Origin of the sequence: Pseudomonas sp. DL, from assembly GCF_047199225.1 — a bacterium.
Lineage (GTDB): Bacteria > Pseudomonadota > Gammaproteobacteria > Pseudomonadales > Pseudomonadaceae > Pseudomonas > Pseudomonas aeruginosa.
On the sequence record NZ_CP178323.1, the window covers coordinates 149,607 to 165,781 of the forward strand.

13 protein-coding genes are annotated in these 16,175 nt (G+C 68.1%); 9 read left to right on the forward strand and 4 right to left on the reverse strand.

The window, feature by feature from the left end:
- Positions 1–20 precede the first annotated feature (20 nt).
- Positions 21–1,391: a guanine deaminase gene (gene guaD / locus ACI766_RS00695; RefSeq protein WP_003121623.1), complete on the reverse strand. Its 1,371-nt coding sequence runs from the start codon at positions 1,389–1,391 to the stop codon at positions 21–23.
- A gap of 1,110 nt (positions 1,392–2,501) precedes the next feature.
- Between guaD and ACI766_RS00700 the strand changes: the two genes are divergently transcribed.
- From ACI766_RS00700 to ahpF, 5 genes are all read left to right on the forward strand, one after another.
- On the forward strand, positions 2,502–4,073 hold the full coding sequence (locus ACI766_RS00700) for an ABC transporter ATP-binding protein (protein ID WP_025270805.1): 1,572 nt from the start codon (positions 2,502–2,504) through the stop codon (positions 4,071–4,073).
- Positions 4,073–5,170 (forward strand): ABC transporter permease, encoded by a 1,098-nt coding sequence (locus ACI766_RS00705; protein ID WP_003112631.1) that lies wholly within the window; start codon positions 4,073–4,075, stop codon positions 5,168–5,170. The genes ACI766_RS00700 and ACI766_RS00705 overlap by 1 nt, the downstream gene beginning before the upstream one ends.
- A gap of 22 nt (positions 5,171–5,192) precedes the next feature.
- On the forward strand, positions 5,193–6,119 hold the full coding sequence (locus tag ACI766_RS00710; protein ID WP_023086774.1) for an ABC transporter permease: 927 nt from the start codon (positions 5,193–5,195) through the stop codon (positions 6,117–6,119).
- 164 nt (positions 6,120–6,283) lie between these two features.
- The gene (gene ahpC / locus ACI766_RS00715; RefSeq protein WP_003083828.1) at positions 6,284–6,847 is read left to right on the forward strand and encodes an alkyl hydroperoxide reductase subunit C; all 564 of its coding nucleotides are present in this window, start codon (positions 6,284–6,286) and stop codon (positions 6,845–6,847) included.
- Between the two features lie 144 nt (positions 6,848–6,991).
- Entirely contained in the window at positions 6,992–8,557 is a 1,566-nt protein-coding gene (gene ahpF, locus ACI766_RS00720) for an alkyl hydroperoxide reductase subunit F (protein ID WP_003083830.1), read from the forward strand.
- A 79-nt stretch (positions 8,558–8,636) separates the two neighbouring features.
- On the opposite strand, the gene ppk2 is transcribed toward ahpF, so the two are convergent.
- Positions 8,637–9,533 carry a polyphosphate kinase 2 gene (gene ppk2, locus ACI766_RS00725; RefSeq protein ID WP_003119523.1) on the reverse strand — a complete coding sequence of 299 codons (897 nt, stop codon included), beginning with the start codon at positions 9,531–9,533 and terminating at the stop codon, positions 8,637–8,639.
- A gap of 457 nt (positions 9,534–9,990) precedes the next feature.
- Between ppk2 and ACI766_RS00730 the strand changes: the two genes are divergently transcribed.
- On the forward strand, positions 9,991–11,340 hold the full coding sequence (locus tag ACI766_RS00730; RefSeq protein ID WP_004352010.1) for an 8-oxoguanine deaminase: 1,350 nt from the start codon (positions 9,991–9,993) through the stop codon (positions 11,338–11,340).
- 107 nt (positions 11,341–11,447) lie between these two features.
- Positions 11,448–12,500, forward strand: a complete 1,053-nt coding sequence (locus tag ACI766_RS00735) for a nucleoside hydrolase (protein WP_003118573.1) — start codon at positions 11,448–11,450, stop codon at positions 12,498–12,500.
- Positions 12,501–12,527: 27 nt separating this feature from the next.
- On the opposite strand, the gene ACI766_RS00740 is transcribed toward ACI766_RS00735, so the two are convergent.
- Complete coding sequence (locus ACI766_RS00740) at positions 12,528–13,154, reverse strand: nucleoside 2-deoxyribosyltransferase (RefSeq protein WP_076938804.1); 627 nt, start codon at positions 13,152–13,154, stop codon at positions 12,528–12,530.
- Between the two features lie 121 nt (positions 13,155–13,275).
- A complete protein-coding gene (locus tag ACI766_RS00745; protein ID WP_003106720.1) occupies positions 13,276–13,791 on the reverse strand; it encodes a nucleoside 2-deoxyribosyltransferase in 516 nt (171 codons plus the stop codon).
- Between the two features lie 238 nt (positions 13,792–14,029).
- Here ACI766_RS00745 and ACI766_RS00750 point away from each other — a divergent pair, with 238 nt between their 5' ends.
- Positions 14,030–15,127: a BMP family ABC transporter substrate-binding protein gene (locus tag ACI766_RS00750; RefSeq protein WP_003118576.1), complete on the forward strand. Its 1,098-nt coding sequence runs from the start codon at positions 14,030–14,032 to the stop codon at positions 15,125–15,127.
- Positions 15,128–15,199: 72 nt separating this feature from the next.
- Positions 15,200–16,162: an oxidoreductase gene (locus tag ACI766_RS00755; RefSeq protein WP_003112640.1), complete on the forward strand. Its 963-nt coding sequence runs from the start codon at positions 15,200–15,202 to the stop codon at positions 16,160–16,162.
- The last annotated feature ends 13 nt before the right edge of the window (positions 16,163–16,175 follow it).

The following is a 16,175-nucleotide window of genomic DNA, read 5'->3' on the forward strand; positions in this document are numbered from 1 at the left end:
CCAACGCGGGAAAGAGACTCTCACCCCTTCGCATGGCGCCGCTCCCCCATCACCCAGGTCTCCGCCACCGCGCGGTCGTCGCCCAGGGTGTTCAGCACGAACAGGGTATCGGCCAGGCCGCGCGCATGCTCCATGCGCTGGGCGATCATCGGCGTGGCGGCCAGGTCGAGGGCGACGAAGTCGGCTTCGCGGCCGGGCAGGAAGTTACCGACCAGGCCGTCCAGGTCGAGCGCCCTGGCGCCGCCGAGGGTGGCCAGGTAGAGCGCCTGGAACGGATCGAGGCTGGTGCCGCGCAATTGCTGGATCTTGTAGGCGTCGGCGAGGTTGGCCAGCAGCGACAGGCTGGTGCCGCCGCCGACGTCGCTACCGATGCCGACGCGGATGCCGTATTGCTGGGCGCGGCCAAGGTCGAACAGGCCGGAGCCGATGAACAGGTTGGAACTGGGACAGTGCGCCAGCGCCGCGTTCTTGTGCGCCAGGCAGCGGCATTCGCGTTCGGAGAGATGGATGCCATGGGCGAACACGCTGCGTTCGCCGACCAGGCCGGCGCGATGATAGACGTCCAGGTAGTCCTGCGCCTGGGGAAACAGCTCGCCGACCCAGGCGACTTCCTTGAGGTTCTCCGAAAGATGGGTGTGCAGGTAGACGCCGGGATACTCGTCCAGCAGGCGCGCCGCCGCGGCCAGTTGCTCGGGCGAGGAGGTCGGCGCGAAGCGCGGGGTGACCGCGTATTGCAGGCGCCCGTTGCCGTGCCAGCGCTCGATCAGCGCGCGGCTCTCGGCGTAGCCACTGGCCGCGGTATCGCACAGCGCCGGCGGCGCGTTGCGGTCCATCAGCACCTTGCCGGCGATCATCCGCAGGCGGCGCTTCTGCGCGGCCTGGAAGAATGCCTCGGCGGATACCGCATGGACCGTGCCGAACACCAGCGCGGTAGTGGTGCCGTGGCGCAGCAGTTCGTCGAGGAACAGCTCGGCCTGGGCGGCGGCGTAGCCGGCATCGGCAAAGCGCTGCTCGGCGGGAAAGGTGTGGGTTTCCAGCCAGTCCAGCAGTTGGGTGCCGTAGGAGGCGATCACTCCGAGTTGCGGGTAATGCACATGGCAGTCGACGAAGCCGGGCAGCAGCAGGCGCTGCGGATGCTCCTCCAGCGGCAGGTCGGCGGGCAGTTGCGGCAGCAGGTAGGTTGCGTGATCGAGCGCGCGCACGTGGCCGTGTTCGATCCACAGCAGGCCGTCCTCGAAATACTCCCAGGCCTTGTCGCCGAGTTTCGCCGGGTCGCCGAGGAAATGCAGGATCCGCCCGCGATGGGCCGAACTGCTCATCGCGCTCCCGCCGTGGTCGGAGTGCAGGATAAGTGGGGGGACGAAGTTGCCAGCAGGTACTGCATCGTTCATCTCCTCTGCTGCCGGAATGGCGCTTTCGCCTCTTTAGTCCGGGAAATCGACGGAAATATCCCGTCTTTGGCGCGTGATCTCGCTTCCGCCATTATGCACTGTGCGCATGCTGTGGATAAGTCTGTGTGTAGCGCGTGTGCGGAAAGATTGCACGAGCCATTGCGGGATGTGCCCATCTGGCTTCCGGCAGGCGATCCGCGGAAAGCGTTCCGGCACCTTGAATCCGCCTTGCGAAATGCCCGGTCGGCAACTGGCGCTTCTGTGGGTTTGTCTGTGGAAAAGCTGTTCGCATTCCCCGTTGAAAAAATGCCTTCGGCGGTCGCGGGAAAGGCATTGGACGGAGCCGCAGGATTTCTCCCGGTTGGCGAAAGAGCCAGGGAAAAGGTGCTGTGGAATGCGCCACGACGGTGCATCGCGAAACTGTGGACAGCGGATCCACCCATGGCGCCGCCGAGCATGCTTCCGTCGATCGCCGCGGACTTTCCTGGAAAGCCGGAAAACCCAGTATTCATGGGCATCATGGCGTCTAAAGGGGAAGTCCTGGAGACATTTTCACGGGCATTCCCGTTCCGCGGGTTTCCTGTGGAAAAGCTGTTGGCAAACTGTGCCGGAAGCGGGCCGCCGGGGCTGCCCCAGGGATTCGGCCGACCCGTGGCTTGGCCGGGAGAGATCGTCCTGCCGTGCTCCTCCGAACGGCTGTCGATATCTTGTGGATAAAGCTGTTGGCAAAGTGTTGGAAAAAATGCCTTGCCAGGTCGCGCCCATGGCCTGCCGGGTTGGCTGTTTTCTGTCCACCGCCGATGTTGCGAAAATCGCCGGGACGATCGGCGCGGGAGGCTTCCCAAGGTCCCGGATGGGCTCCCGACACGCTGTGGATAACTCTGTGAGCAAGGTGGTGATGACTGTTTTGCGACAAATGCTCACGCGGGTGCGCCGCAGGGTTGCCCGCAAATGTGCCGCGGCGTCCCAGGCGTGCCCCGGCTTGGTGCCGCTCGGCGCGGGAGCCTGGTCCGTGGCTCCCGGTGCAAGCCGCGTTCCAGGGCTTTCCTGACCTCCTGGCCAGGTATTTGCACCGGCCGCCGCATCGTCGAGCAACCGATCGGGTCCGCCATGTCCGCACCTTCCTCCTTCGCGCCGCCGCGCCTCGAACTGCGCGGGATCAGCAAGCGTTATCCGGGTTGCCTGGCCAACGACCGCATCGACCTGTGCATCGACGCCGGCGAGATCCACGCCCTGCTCGGTGAGAACGGCGCCGGCAAGAGCACGCTGATGAAGATCATCTACGGCGTGACCCGTCCCGATGCCGGCGAGGTCCGCTGGCAGGGCGAGCCGGTGCAGGTACGCGACCCGGCTCGCGCCCGGGCGCTGGGGATCGGCATGGTGTTCCAGCATTTCTCCCTGTTCGAGACGCTCAGCGTGGCGGAGAACATCGCGCTCGCCCTCGGCGCCGAGGCGGGCAGCCCGCGCCGGTTGGAGGCGCGTATTCGCGAGGTGTCGCAGCGCTACGGCATGCCGCTGGAGCCTCGCCGGCTGGTCCATGGGCTGTCCATCGGCGAGCGCCAGCGGGTGGAGATCGTGCGCTGCCTGATGCAGGACATCCGCCTGCTGATCCTTGACGAGCCGACCTCGGTGCTGACCCCGCGCGAGGCCGAGGATCTCTTCGTCACCCTGCGCCGTCTTGCGGAGGAGGGCTGCAGTGTCCTCTTCATCAGCCACAAGCTGGCCGAGGTCCGTGCGCTCTGCCAGCGCGCCACGGTGCTGCGCGGCGGACGGGTGGCCGGACAGTGCGTGCCGGCGCAATGTTCCGATCTCGAGCTGGCGCGGCTGATGGTGGGCGACGCCGAGGGCCTGGCGGCGGAGTATCCGAAGGCTACCGGCGGCGCGCCTTTCCTCCAGGTGCGCGACCTGCACTGGCGCAACCCGGACCCCTTCGGCGTGTCCTTCGCCGGCCTCGATCTGGAGGTGCGCAGCGGCGAGATCCTCGGTATCGCCGGGGTCGCCGGCAACGGCCAGGACGAGTTGCTCGCTCTGCTCAGCGGCGAAGTGCGCCTGCCGCGCGCCCAGGCCGAGCGCATCCGCCTCGGCGGCTGCGCCGGCGCGCACCTGGCGCCGGATGCGCGGCGCCGCGCCGGCCAGGCCTTCGTGCCCGCCGAGCGGCTGGGGCACGGCGCGGTGCCGGAGATGAGCCTGGCGGACAATGCGCTGCTCACCGCCTTCCAGCAGGGCCTGGTGAAGCGCGGGTTGGTCCGGCGGCGCAAGGTGCTGGCGCTGGCCGAGGAGATCATCCGCCGTTTCGCCGTGAAGGCCCCGGGTGCCGGGGCGCCGGCCCGCAGCCTTTCCGGCGGCAACCTGCAGAAGTTCATCCTCGGCCGCGAGATCCTCCAGGCCCCGCGCCTGCTGGTGGCGGCGCATCCCACCTGGGGCGTGGACGTCGGCGCGGCGGCGCTGATCCACCGCGCGCTGATCGCCTTGCGCGATGCCGGTACGGCGATCCTGGTGGTCTCCGAGGACCTCGACGAGCTGTTCCTGCTCAGCGACCGCATCGCCGCGCTGTGTTCGGGTCGGCTGTGCCCGGCGGTCGCCACCGCGAGCGCTTCGCCGCAGCAGGTCGGCGGCTGGATGGCCGGTCAATTCGAGGCGCCGGCGGCGGTCGCCGGCGCCGTTGCCCAAGGGAGCCTGTGATGCTGTTGTCCCTGGAACCGCGCGGCCGGCAGTCGCGCTGGATGCTGCTGGCCTCTCCGCTGCTGGCGGGGTTGCTGACCCTGGTCTGCGGCGCGCTGCTGTTCGCCTGTCTCGGCCACGATCCCTGGCAGACCCTGCATACCGTGCTGGTACAGCCGCTCAGCGACCTCTATGGGCTCGGCGAGCTGCTGGTCAAGGCCATGCCGATCCTGCTCTGTGCCCTCGGCCTGGCACTGGCCTACCAGGCGCGCGTGTGGAACATCGGCGCGGAGGGCCAGTTGCTGGTCGGCGCCCTGGCCGGCAGCGCGGTGGCGATCCAGTTGCTCGACTGGCAGAGCCGCTGGGCGCTGGCCTGGGTGCTGCTCGCCGGCACCGCTGCCGGGGCGCTCTGGGCCGGGTTCGCCGCCTGGCTGCGAACGCGCTTCAACGCCAACGAGATCCTGACCACCATCATGCTCAACTACATCGCGCTGAACCTGCTGCTGTACGGCGTGCACGGGCCGTTGAAGGACCCGGATGGCTTCAACTTCCCGCAGTCGGCGCTGTTCGGCGAGGCCAGCCGCCTGCCGGCGCTGTTCGAGGACAGCCGGGTGCACCTTGGCGCATTGTTCGGCCTGCTGGCGCTGGCGGCGGTCTGGGTGCTGGCGCAGCGCAGCTTCCTCGGTTTCCAGGTCCGCGTGCTCGGCCTCGACCGCCGCGCCGCCGGTTTCGTCGGTTTCCGCGAGAAGCGCCTGGTCTGGTTCGTGCTGCTGTTCTCCGGCGCGCTGGCAGGCCTGGCCGGCGTCTGCGAGGTCGCCGGGCCGATCGGCCAACTGGTGCCGCAGGTCTCGCCGGGCTACGGCTATGCGGCGATCACCGTGGCCTTCCTTGGCCGTCTCAATCCGTTCGGCATCCTCTGCGCCAGCCTGCTGATGGCGTTGCTCTACCTCGGCGGCGAGGCCGCGCAGATGAGCCTCAACCTGCCATTGGCGCTGTCCGGGCTGTTCCAGGGGATGATGCTGTTCTTCCTCCTCGCCTGCGACGTGCTGATCCTCTACCGCCCACGTTTGCACGGACGCTGGCGCAAGCGCCCGGCGCTGCGCGACGCCCTGGCCTGAGCCGAACCGCCGAGGAACCACGATGGATATCGATCTGCTCGACAACCTGCTGTTCGCCATGGTCCGCACCGGTACTCCGCTGCTGCTGGTGGCCCTGGGCGAACTGGTCTGCGAGAGAAGCGGGGTGCTCAACCTGGGCCAGGAGGGGATGATGCTGTTCGGCGCGGTGATCGGCTTCATGGTCGCCTTCTCCAGCGGCAGCCTGTGGCTCGGCGTGCTCCTCGCGGTGCTCGCCGGCATGCTGCTGGCGGCGCTGTTCGCCGGGGTCGCCCTGTACCTGAACGCCAACCAGGTGGCCTGCGGGCTGGCGCTGACCATCTTCGGCGTCGGCCTGTCGTCGTTCGTCGGCGCCGCCTGGGTCGGCAAGCCGCTGCAAGGGTTCGCCCCGCTGGCGCTGCCGGTGCTGGGCGAGTTGCCGCTGCTCGGGCGCATGCTGTTCGCCCAGGACGCGCTGGTCTACCTGAGCCTGGCGCTGTTCGCCGCGGTCGCCTGGATGCTCCTGCGCAGCCGCGCCGGGCTGGTTCTCCAGGCGGTCGGCGAGAACCCCGACGCGGCCAGCGCGATGGGCCTGCCGGTGCTGCGCGTGCGCACCCTGGCGGTGCTCTTCGGCGGCGCCATGGCCGGCCTGGCCGGTGCCTACCTATCGCTGGCCTACACGCCGATGTGGGCGGAGAACATGACCGCCGGACGCGGCTGGATCGCCCTGGCGCTGGTGGTCTTCGCCAGTTGGCGGGTGTTCCGCGTGCTGCTCGGTGCCTGGTTGTTCGGCCTGGCCAGCATCCTGCACCTGGTGGCCCAGGGGGTCGGGCTGTCGATTCCGGCCAACCTGCTGGCGATGCTGCCCTATGCGGCGACCATCCTGGTGCTGGTCCTGCTCTCCCGCGATGCCCTGCGCACCCGGCTGTATGCCCCGGTTTCCCTGGGCCAGCCGTGGAAGGCCGGGCACTGACGAGGGCAGGTTCTTCGATTAGTTGTTTTAACTATTTATATATTCTTCGATAGATTTAGATAATTTCACTGATGGCCTAAATCAATGGGGCATTTTTGCCGAACCCCGTTAAGATTCTCCCAGTCGATTTGAAACACCCCATTCAACTGAGAGAGGAACGACTGATGTCCCTGATCAACACTCAAGTCCAACCGTTCAAGGTCAACGCTTTCCACAACGGCAAGTTCATCGAGGTGACCGAGGAATCCCTGAAGGGCAAGTGGTCGGTCCTGATCTTCATGCCGGCTGCCTTCACCTTCAACTGCCCGACCGAGATCGAAGACGCCGCCAACAACTACGGCGAGTTCCAGAAAGCCGGTGCCGAGGTCTACATCGTGACCACCGACACCCACTTCTCGCACAAGGTCTGGCACGAAACCTCCCCGGCAGTCGGCAAGGCCCAGTTCCCGCTGATCGGCGACCCGACCCACCAGCTGACCAACGCCTTCGGCGTGCACATCCCGGAAGAAGGCCTGGCCCTGCGCGGTACCTTCGTGATCAACCCGGAAGGCGTGATCAAGACCGTCGAGATCCACTCCAACGAGATCGCCCGTGACGTCGGCGAGACCGTGCGCAAGCTGAAGGCCGCCCAGTACACCGCCGCCCACCCGGGCGAAGTCTGCCCGGCCAAGTGGAAGGAAGGCGAGAAGACCCTCGCTCCGTCCCTGGACCTGGTCGGCAAGATCTAAGACCGCGCCGGCGGCATTCGCCGCCAGCCTCTCCGGCGGACGATCCCTCGCGGATCGTCCGCCCTTCACCCAGCCAACGCGCCGTGCAGGGCGGATGTCTCATCCGCCGGGGATACGTTTGCCCGAATTTCGAGGAGCTGAACCATGTTGGACGCCAATCTTAAAACCCAGTTGAAGGCCTACCTGGAAAAGGTCAGCCAGCCGTTCGAGATCGTCGCGTCCCTCGATGACAGCGACAAATCCCGCGAGCTGCTGGGCCTGCTGCAAGACATCGTCGGCCTGACCGACAAGATCACCCTGAAGACCGACGGCAGCGATGCGCGCAAACCGTCGTTCTCGTTGAACCGCCCCGGTGCGGACATCGGCCTGCGCTTCGCCGGTATCCCCATGGGCCACGAATTCACCTCGCTGGTGCTGGCCCTGCTGCAGGTAGGCGGCCACCCCTCCAAGCTCGACGCGGACGTGATCGAGCAGGTCAAGGGCATCGAGGGCACCTTCGAGTTCGAAACCTACTTCTCGCTGTCCTGCCAGAACTGCCCGGACGTGGTCCAGGCGCTGAACCTGATGGCCGTGCTCAACCCGAACATCCGTCACGTCGCCATCGACGGCGCGCTGTTCCAGGATGAGGTCGAGGCGCGCCAGATCATGTCGGTGCCGAGCATCTACCTCAACGGCGAAGTCTTCGGCCAGGGCCGCATGGGCGTGGAAGAGATCCTCGCCAAGATCGACACCGGCGCCGCCGCCCGCGACGCCGAGAAGCTGACCGCCCGCGACGCCTTCGACGTGCTGGTGGTCGGCGGTGGCCCGGCCGGCGCCGCGGCGGCGATCTACGCCGCGCGCAAGGGCATTCGCACCGGCGTCGCCGCCGAGCGCTTCGGCGGCCAGGTGCTGGACACCATGGCCATCGAGAACTTCATCTCGGTGCAGGAGACCGAAGGGCCGAAGCTGGCGCGGGCGCTGGAAGAGCACGTGCGTCACTACGAGGTCGACATCATGAACCTGCAGCGCGCCAGCAAGCTGGTTCCGGCGAAGAACACCGGCGAGTTGCACGAGGTGCAGTTCGAGAGCGGCGGCAGCCTCAAGGCCAAGACCCTGATCCTCGCCACCGGCGCTCGCTGGCGCGAAATGGGCGTGCCCGGCGAGCAGGAATACAAGGCCAAGGGCGTGTGCTTCTGCCCGCACTGCGACGGCCCGCTGTTCAAGGGCAAGCGCGTGGCGGTGATCGGCGGCGGCAACTCTGGCGTCGAGGCGGCCATCGACCTGGCCGGCATCGTCGCCCATGTGACCCTGCTGGAATTCGACAGCAAGTTGCGCGCCGATGCCGTGCTGCAACGCAAGCTCTACAGCCTGCCGAACGTCGAGGTGATCACCAGTGCCCTGACCAGCGAAGTGAAGGGCGACGGCCAGAAGGTCACCGGCCTGGTGTACAAGGACCGCAACTCCGAGGAGTTCAAGTCGATCGAGCTGGAAGGCATCTTCGTGCAGATCGGCCTGCTGCCCAACACCGAGTGGCTCAAGGGCAGCGTCGAGCTGTCGCCGCGTGGCGAGATCATCGTCGACGCCCGTGGCGAGACCTCGCTGCCCGGCATCTTCGCCGCCGGCGACGTGACCACGGTGCCGTACAAGCAGATCGTGATCGCCGTGGGCGAGGGCGCCAAGGCTTCGCTGAGCGCCTTCGACCACCTGATCCGGACCTCCGCGCCGGAGTGACCCGGCCAGCGACCGTCGAACCAGGGACGCCCGGAGCGCGAAAGCGCCCCGGGCGTTTTCGTTGGCGCGACCGCCCGCCTCAGGCCGGGATATCCAGGTTCGCGTGGCCCGGCGCGGCGGCCGCCTCGGCGTAGACCTTCTCGTCGTCCTCGATCACCCGCGAGGCCGGCCCCACCAGCAACGGGTCGGGCTCATGGGCGATGCGCCGGTCCTTGTCCGGGTAGTCCAGCGAGTGCAGGAAGTGGCGGATGCAGTTGAGTCGCGCGCGCTTCTTGTCGTCGGACTTGATGACCGTCCACGGCGCGTCGGCGGTGTCGGTATGGAAGAACATCGCCTGCTTGGCGGCGGTGTAGTCGTCCCACTTGTCCAGAGACTTGATGTCGATGGGCGACAGCTTCCAGTGCTTGAGCGGATCGTCGCGGCGCGAGATGAAGCGCCGCAGTTGTTCCTCGCGGCTCACCGAGAACCAGTACTTGAACAGCAGGATGCCGCTGTTGGTGAGCATGCGCTCCAGCTCCGGCGCCTGGCGCATGAACTCCAGGTATTGCAGCGGCGAACAGAAGCCCATGACCCGCTCGACGCCGGCGCGGTTGTACCAGGAGCGGTCGAAGAAGACCATCTCGCCGGCGGTGGGCAGATGTTGGATGTAGCGCTGGAAATACCACTGGCCCTGCTCCTGGGAGGACGGTTTCTCCAAGGCTACGATCCGCGCGCCGCGCGGGTTCAGGTGTTCCATGAAGCGCTTGATGGTGCCGCCCTTGCCGGCGGCGTCGCGGCCTTCGAACAGGACCACCACGCGCTGGCCGGTCTCCTTCACCCAGCTCTGCACCTTGAGCAGTTCGATCTGCAGGTCGTGCTTGGCCTTCTCGTACTCGTTGCGGCGCATCCGCGTGTGATAGGGATAGTTCGCCGGCAGGCTCGCCGAGGTGCTGTCCTCGCTGCTGCCGTGGGGCGCACTGGCGACCTGCAGGGCCACCGGCTTCTGGCTGATTGCCTGGATCTCCTCGCGGGCCTTCTGCGCCGGGCTGGCCACTCGCGGGCGGCGGGTCGCCGGCTTGCGCGGGGCGCGGCGGGCGGCTGGCCGGGCCGGCTTGGCCGGCTGCGCGGCGGGTTGCTCGGGGGAGGGGGGACTGACAGTGGGTTCTTCGCTCATGCGGGACTCCTTCCGTTCTACGTTTTCAGCTATGCAGTCCCCCACTCTATGCCCCTGCCGGGAGGCGTCCGTTGACCCCCATCAAACCGCGCCCGGCCGCCACCGGGAGGAAAGCCTTACACCTCTCCAGAAATCCCTTGTAGGATATCGCCACGCGCGTGGCGTCCCGTCGTCGCCCCGCGGACCTGGATCAGCAGACAGGGTGAACACTGAGCTGGCTCTCATCAACCGAGGGCCGGCAGCGTTCGCGCCGGCCCGCCGATCCGACGAAGGTCCGCACATGTCCCGCACCTGGATTCGCAATCCCCTCGCCATCTTCACCGCCAACGGTCTCGACGCCGCCGGCGGCCTGGTCGTCGAAGACGGCCGCATCGTCGAGCTGCTCGGCGCTGGCCAGCAGCCCGCACAACCTTGCGCCAGCCAGTTCGACGCCAGCCGGCACGTGGTGTTGCCGGGGCTGGTCAACACCCATCACCACTTCTACCAGACCCTCACCCGCGCCTGGGCGCCGGTGGTCAACCAGCCGCTGTTCCCCTGGCTGAAGACCCTCTACCCGGTCTGGGCGCGGCTGACCCCGGAGAAACTCGAACTGGCCACCAAGGTGGCGCTGGCCGAGCTGCTGTTGTCCGGGTGTACCACTGCCGCCGACCACCACTACCTGTTTCCCGGCGGCCTCGAACAGGCCATCGACGTGCAGGCCGGGGTGGTCGAGGAACTGGGCATGCGCGCCATGCTCACCCGCGGCTCGATGAGCCTCGGCGAGAAGGACGGCGGCTTGCCGCCGCAGCAGACGGTGCAGGAGGCCGAGACCATCCTCGCCGACAGCGAGCGACTGATCGCCCGCTACCACCAGCGCGGAGACGGTGCCCGGGTGCAGATCGCCCTGGCGCCCTGCTCGCCGTTCTCGGTGACTCCGGAGATCATGCGCGCCAGCGCCGAACTGGCGGCGCGCCACGACGTACGCCTGCACACCCACCTGGCGGAGACCCTCGACGAGGAAGACTTCTGCCTGCAGCGCTTCGGCCTGCGCACCGTGGACTACCTGGATAGCGTCGGCTGGCTCGGCCCGCGCACCTGGCTGGCCCACGGCATCCACTTCAACGCCGAGGAGATCCGCCGGCTCGGCGAGGCGGGCACCGGTATCTGCCATTGCCCGAGTTCGAACATGCGCCTGGCCTCGGGCATCTGCCCGACCGTGGAGCTGGAGGCGGCCGGCGCGCCGATCGGCCTGGGAGTCGATGGCTCGGCTTCCAACGACGCCTCGAACATGATCCTCGAGGCGCGCCAGGCCCTGTACCTGCAACGCCTGCGCTACGGCGCCGAGCGGATCACCCCGGAACTCGCCCTGGGCTGGGCAACCCGTGGCTCGGCACGCCTGCTCGGGCGCAGCGACATCGGCGAGCTGGCCCCCGGCAAGCAGGCCGACCTGGCCTTGTTCAAGCTCGACGAGCTGCGCTTCTCGGGTAGCCACGACCCGCTCTCGGCGCTGCTGCTGTGCGCTGCCGACCGTGCCGACCGGGTAATGGTCGGCGGCGCCTGGCGAGTGGTCGACGGTGCCGTGGAAGGGCTCGACCTGGCCGCCCTGATCGCCCGCCACCGCGAGGCGGCGAGCGCCCTGATCGCCGGGTGAGGCGGGCGCCGACAGAGGAGGCGCCAGGCTTCCTCTGTCGGTTCGCATAGGTCGGCGCGTGGCCCGCAACTGGCTAGACTGTGGCATTCCCCACCAGGAGCCGCCCCATGTTACGCGCCGCCCGCCCATGCAATCGCTTTTGCAGCCTTCTGCTAGGACTCGCCCTGCTGATGCCCGCCAGCCTTCCTCTGTCCGCTGCCGAAACGGTGGCGCCGCCATCGCCGCGGACGCTGATCATCGACACCGATCCGGGCGCCGACGATGTGATCGCCCTGCTGTTCGCCATGGCCTCGCCGAAGGAGCTGAAGATCCAGGCGCTGACCACCGTCGCCGGCAACGTGCCGCTGGAAAAGACCGCGCGTAACGCCCGGCTGGCCCGCGAGTGGGGCAAGCGCCCGGATATCCCGGTCTACGCCGGCGCCCCGCGACCGCTGCTGCGCACGCCGATCTACGCCGCCGACGTGCACGGCAGCGAAGGCATCAGCGGCGTCGAGGTGCATGAGCCGAAGCAGCCGCTGGCCGAAGGTAACGCCGTGGACTACCTGATCCGCACCTTGCGTGCGGCGCCGGAGAAGAGCGTGACCCTGGCCATGCTCGGCCCGGAGACCAACCTCGCGCTGGCCCTGACCCAGGCCCCGGACATCGTCAAGGGCATCCGCGAGATCGTGATCATGGGCGGCGCCCACTTCAACGGCGGCAACATCACCCCGGCCGCCGAATTCAATATCTTCGCCGACCCCCACGCGGCGGAAATCGTGCTCAAGAGCGGGGCGCCGATCACCATGCTGCCGCTCGACGTGACCCACAAGATCCTCACCAGCCCCGAGCGCATCGCCAAGCTGCGCAACCTCGGCAACCAGGCCGGCAAGACCGTCGCCGACATCCTCGACGCCTACGTCCAGTACGACATCAAGTACTACGGCCTGAAGGGCGGCCCGGTGCACGACGCCACGGTGGTCGCCTACCTGCTCAAGCCCTCGCTGTTCAAGGGCAAGCGGATCAACGTGCAGGTCGACAGCCGCGAGGGCATCACCTTCGGCCAGACCGTGGCCGACTGGTACGGCGGCCTCAAGCAGCCGGCCAACGTCGAGTGGATCAACGAGGGCGACGCCCAGGGGTTCTTCGACCTGCTCACCGAGCGTATCGCCCGCCTGCCCTGAGTCTCTCGTCGTACGGCCGGCGCCGGGTCAGCCGTGGCGCCGGCTGGCGAGTTGGCGCAGGGCCTGCTCGGCGTCGCCGACGACTAGCGTTGCCGGCACCGCCAGCATCAGGTTGAGCGGCAGGCCGAACTCTTCCAGGGTCATGCCGTCGCGGTCGCGGGTCGGATCCTCGCCGACCAGCTCCGGGGCGTGCCGGCGGATTCGCTCGGCGTAGCTGCCGGCGTCGTCGACGTAGCCATAGACCGGCTTGCCGAGGGCGGTGGCATAGCCGACCTCGAAGGCGGTGCCGCTGTCCGGCTCGGCGCCGCGGAAGAAGTTCAGGTTGGCCAGCACCGCGTCGGCGCGTTCGATCAGGCCGATGTTGGCGCGGTAGATCCAGGCCGCCTGTTCGCGCGGCTCGGCGAGCTGTTTCGGCAGCGCGTTGTCCAGCGGGTAGAGGCCCTCGAAACCGTAGCGTGCGCACAGTGCCTTGAGTGCTTCGCCGTGGGCGACGGCGTCGGCGCGGAACACATCGGGACCGGCCAGATAGAGTTTCCGCGGCCTGGCCGCGGCGCGTACGCCCGGCAGGCTGCCGAGCAGGGCGCCGGCGGGCAGCAGCAGGGCTGCCAGGCGCAGGAAGGTACGACGGCTGCTGGAACCCTTGGATCGGTTCATCGGATGCCTCTTGCAGGCCGGCCTCCCGGATGGGGCCGTTGTTGTCCAGGATTATGGCCGGCAAGCGACGGGCCGGGCGGCGGCTATCTGCCAGCAGCTAGGCGACGGCCTTCCCGCGATGTCAGGCGCGCTCGAGTTCCTCGGCGAGGCGTCGCAGGGCCTCGCGCGGGCCGCCGGCGACCAGCCGCGAAGGCACCGCCAGCATCAGGTTCAATGGCAGGCCGAAACCCTCCAGTTGCCAACCGTCGCGGTCCTCGCCGGGGTGCTCGCCGAGCCATTCCGGGGCCAGCCGGGCGAGGCGCTCGGCGTAGGCGCCGGCATCGCTGAGGTAGGCATATACCGGCTTGCCCAGGGCCAGGGCGTAACCCACTTCGAAGGCGGTGCCGCTGTCCGGCTCGCTGCCGCGGAACGGTTCGAGGTTGGCCAGCACGCAGTCGGCGCGCTCGATCAGGCCGACATTGGCGCGGTAGATCCAGGCGGCCTGTGCGGCTGGCTCGCGGATGTCGGCGGGCAGGGCGTGGTCGAGCGGGTAGAGGCCGACGAAGCCGAACTCGGCGCAGAGCGCCTTGAGGGTTTCGCCATGGGCTTCGGCGTCGGGGCGGAAGACGTCCGGCCCGGCCAGGTAGATTGCGGTCATCGCGTGCGTGCCTTGTTACGGAAAGCCAGCGCCCATGGTAGCGCCATCGTGGCGGCGCCGGCATGCACCAAGCGATGGCGCGCTGCACCGTCCTGCAGCCGCGCCGGCATGACGCGGCGCGCAGAAGCGCGAGCTTGAGCGGAGTTGTCCGGGTGGTCAGGTAATTGCATCGGCGGGCGGGCTGAACGCGAAGCCACGCCCGATGGCCAACCCTGCACTCACCGGAGCACGCCCATCCATGAAACACCGTCGCACGCAATCCCGCATGTCCGTCCTGCGCCGCCTTGCCGCCGTCCTCGGCCTCGGCGCCTGCGCTCTCGCCGCCGAGGCCGCCGAACCACTGAAGATCGGCTTCGTCTATGTCGGCCCGGTCGGCGACCACGGCTGGACCTACCAGCACGAACTGGGCCGCCGCGAACTGGTGGAGCACTTCGGCGACAAGGTGAAGACCAGCTTCGTCGAGAACGTCGCCGAGGGCGCCGACGCCGAGCGGGTCATCCGCAACCTGGCGAAAGACGGCTACGGCCTGGTCTTCACCACCTCCTTCGGCTACATGAACCCTACCGCCAAGGTGGCCCGGCAGTTTCCCAAGGTGACCTTCGAGCACGCCACCGGCTACAAGCGCGACAGGAACCTCGGCACCTACCTGTCGCGCTCCTACGAGGGACGCTACGTCGGCGGCTTCCTCGCGGCGAAGATGACCCGCAGCCACAAGATCGGCTACATCGCCTCGTTTCCGATTCCCGAGGTGATCCGCGACATCAACGCGATCCAGCTGGCGCTGGACAAATACGACCCGCAGGCCGAACTCAAGGTGATGTGGGTGAGCACCTGGTTCGATCCGGGCAAGGAGGCCGACGCGGCCAACGCGCTGATCGACCAGGGCGTCGACGTGGTGTTCCAGCACACCGATAGCCCGGCACCGATCCAGGCCGCCGAGCGTCGCGGGGTGTACGCCGTGGGCTACGCCTCGGACATGCAGCACTTCGGTCCGAAGACCGTGCTCACCTCGATCGTCAACGACTGGGGCCCGCACTATATCCGCTCGGCCCAGGCGGTGATGGACGGCACCTGGAAATCCGAGGACTTCTGGGGTGGCCTGGCCGAGAGTACGGTGGTCCTGCCGCTGAACCAGGAGGTGCTGCCGGCGCCGGTGCGGGAAGAGGCGGGCAGGCTGATCGAGTCGATCCGCAGCGGAGCCTTCCACCCCTTCACCGGGCCGATCCGCGACCAGTCCGGCAAGGAGCGTTTCGCCGCCGGCGTCAGCGCGACCAATGCCGACCTGGCGTCGATGAACTATTACGTGGAAGGCATCAAGGCCGACCTGCCGAAGTGAGCCCTGGCCTTGTATGGAAAAAGTCGCCGAGCGCAGGCACTTTCCGTACAGGACCCATCGAGGAGAGCGCGATTGGACCGTCTACCCATCATCGACATCGCCCCGCTCTACGGCGCCGACCGTGGCGCCTGGAACGACGTGGCGCGGCGGATCGACCAGGCCTGCCGCGAGTGGGGCTTCTTCTACATCGCCGGACACCCGTTGCCGGCCGCGCGCTTCGAAGCCCTGCTGGCGGCGGCGCGGGAGTTCTTCGCGCTGCCCGTCGAAGAGAAGCTGAAGATCGATATCACCCGTAGCCGCAATCATCGCGGCTATGGCGCGATCGCCACCGAGCAGCTCGACCCGGCGTTGCCCAGCGACTTCAAGGAGACCTTCGACATGGCCCTGCACCTGCCGGCGGAGCATCCCGACGTGCGCGCCGGCAAATCCTTCTACGGGCCCAACCGACACCCCGACCTGCCCGGCTGGGAGGCCCTGCTGGAAGGACACTATGCCGACATGCTGGCGCTGGCCCGTACCGTGCTGCGCGCCCTGGCCATCGCCCTGGGGATCGAGGAGGACTTCTTCGATCGCCGCTTCGAGCAGCCGGTCAGCGTGTTCCGCCTGATCCACTATCCGCCGGCCTCGGCCCGGCAGAGCGCCGACCAGCCCGGCGCCGGCGCGCACACCGACTACGGCTGCGTGACCCTGCTCTACCAGGACGCCGCCGGTGGCCTGCAAGTGCAGAACCGCCAGGGCGAATGGATCGACGCGCCGCCCATCGACGGCACCTTCGTGGTCAACATCGGCGACATGATGGCGCGCTGGAGCAACGACCGTTACCGCTCGACCCCGCACCGGGTGATCAGCCCGCGCGGGGTGCACCGCTACTCCATGCCGTTCTTCGCCGAACCGCACATGGACACCGAGATCCGCTGCCTGCCGGGCTGCTTCGACGCGGACAACCCGCCGAAGTATCCGCCGACCACCTGTGGCGATTGGCTGACCTCGCGCTTCGCGCAGACCTATGCCTATCGGCGCGGCGAAACGGCCTGAGCCGCCCGTCGCG

What these genes read in the sequence shown, in the direction of transcription:
- ACI766_RS00735 (WP_003118573.1), top strand. Translation starts at nt 11,448, where the DNA reads ATGTTACGCGCCGCCCGCCCATGCAATCGCTTTTGCAGCCTTCTGCTA.
- ACI766_RS00700 (WP_025270805.1), top strand. Translation starts at nt 2,502, where the DNA reads ATGTCCGCACCTTCCTCCTTCGCGCCGCCGCGCCTCGAACTGCGCGGG.
- ACI766_RS00710 (WP_023086774.1), top strand. Translation starts at nt 5,193, where the DNA reads ATGGATATCGATCTGCTCGACAACCTGCTGTTCGCCATGGTCCGCACC.
- guaD (WP_003121623.1), bottom strand. Translation starts at nt 1,391, where the DNA reads ATGAACGATGCAGTACCTGCTGGCAACTTCGTCCCCCCACTTATCCTG.
- ACI766_RS00750 (WP_003118576.1), top strand. Translation starts at nt 14,030, where the DNA reads ATGAAACACCGTCGCACGCAATCCCGCATGTCCGTCCTGCGCCGCCTT.
- ahpF (WP_003083830.1), top strand. Translation starts at nt 6,992, where the DNA reads ATGTTGGACGCCAATCTTAAAACCCAGTTGAAGGCCTACCTGGAAAAG.
- ahpC (WP_003083828.1), top strand. Translation starts at nt 6,284, where the DNA reads ATGTCCCTGATCAACACTCAAGTCCAACCGTTCAAGGTCAACGCTTTC.
- ACI766_RS00740 (WP_076938804.1), bottom strand. Translation starts at nt 13,154, where the DNA reads ATGAACCGATCCAAGGGTTCCAGCAGCCGTCGTACCTTCCTGCGCCTG.
- ACI766_RS00705 (WP_003112631.1), top strand. Translation starts at nt 4,073, where the DNA reads ATGCTGTTGTCCCTGGAACCGCGCGGCCGGCAGTCGCGCTGGATGCTG.
- ACI766_RS00745 (WP_003106720.1), bottom strand. Translation starts at nt 13,791, where the DNA reads ATGACCGCAATCTACCTGGCCGGGCCGGACGTCTTCCGCCCCGACGCC.
- ACI766_RS00730 (WP_004352010.1), top strand. Translation starts at nt 9,991, where the DNA reads ATGTCCCGCACCTGGATTCGCAATCCCCTCGCCATCTTCACCGCCAAC.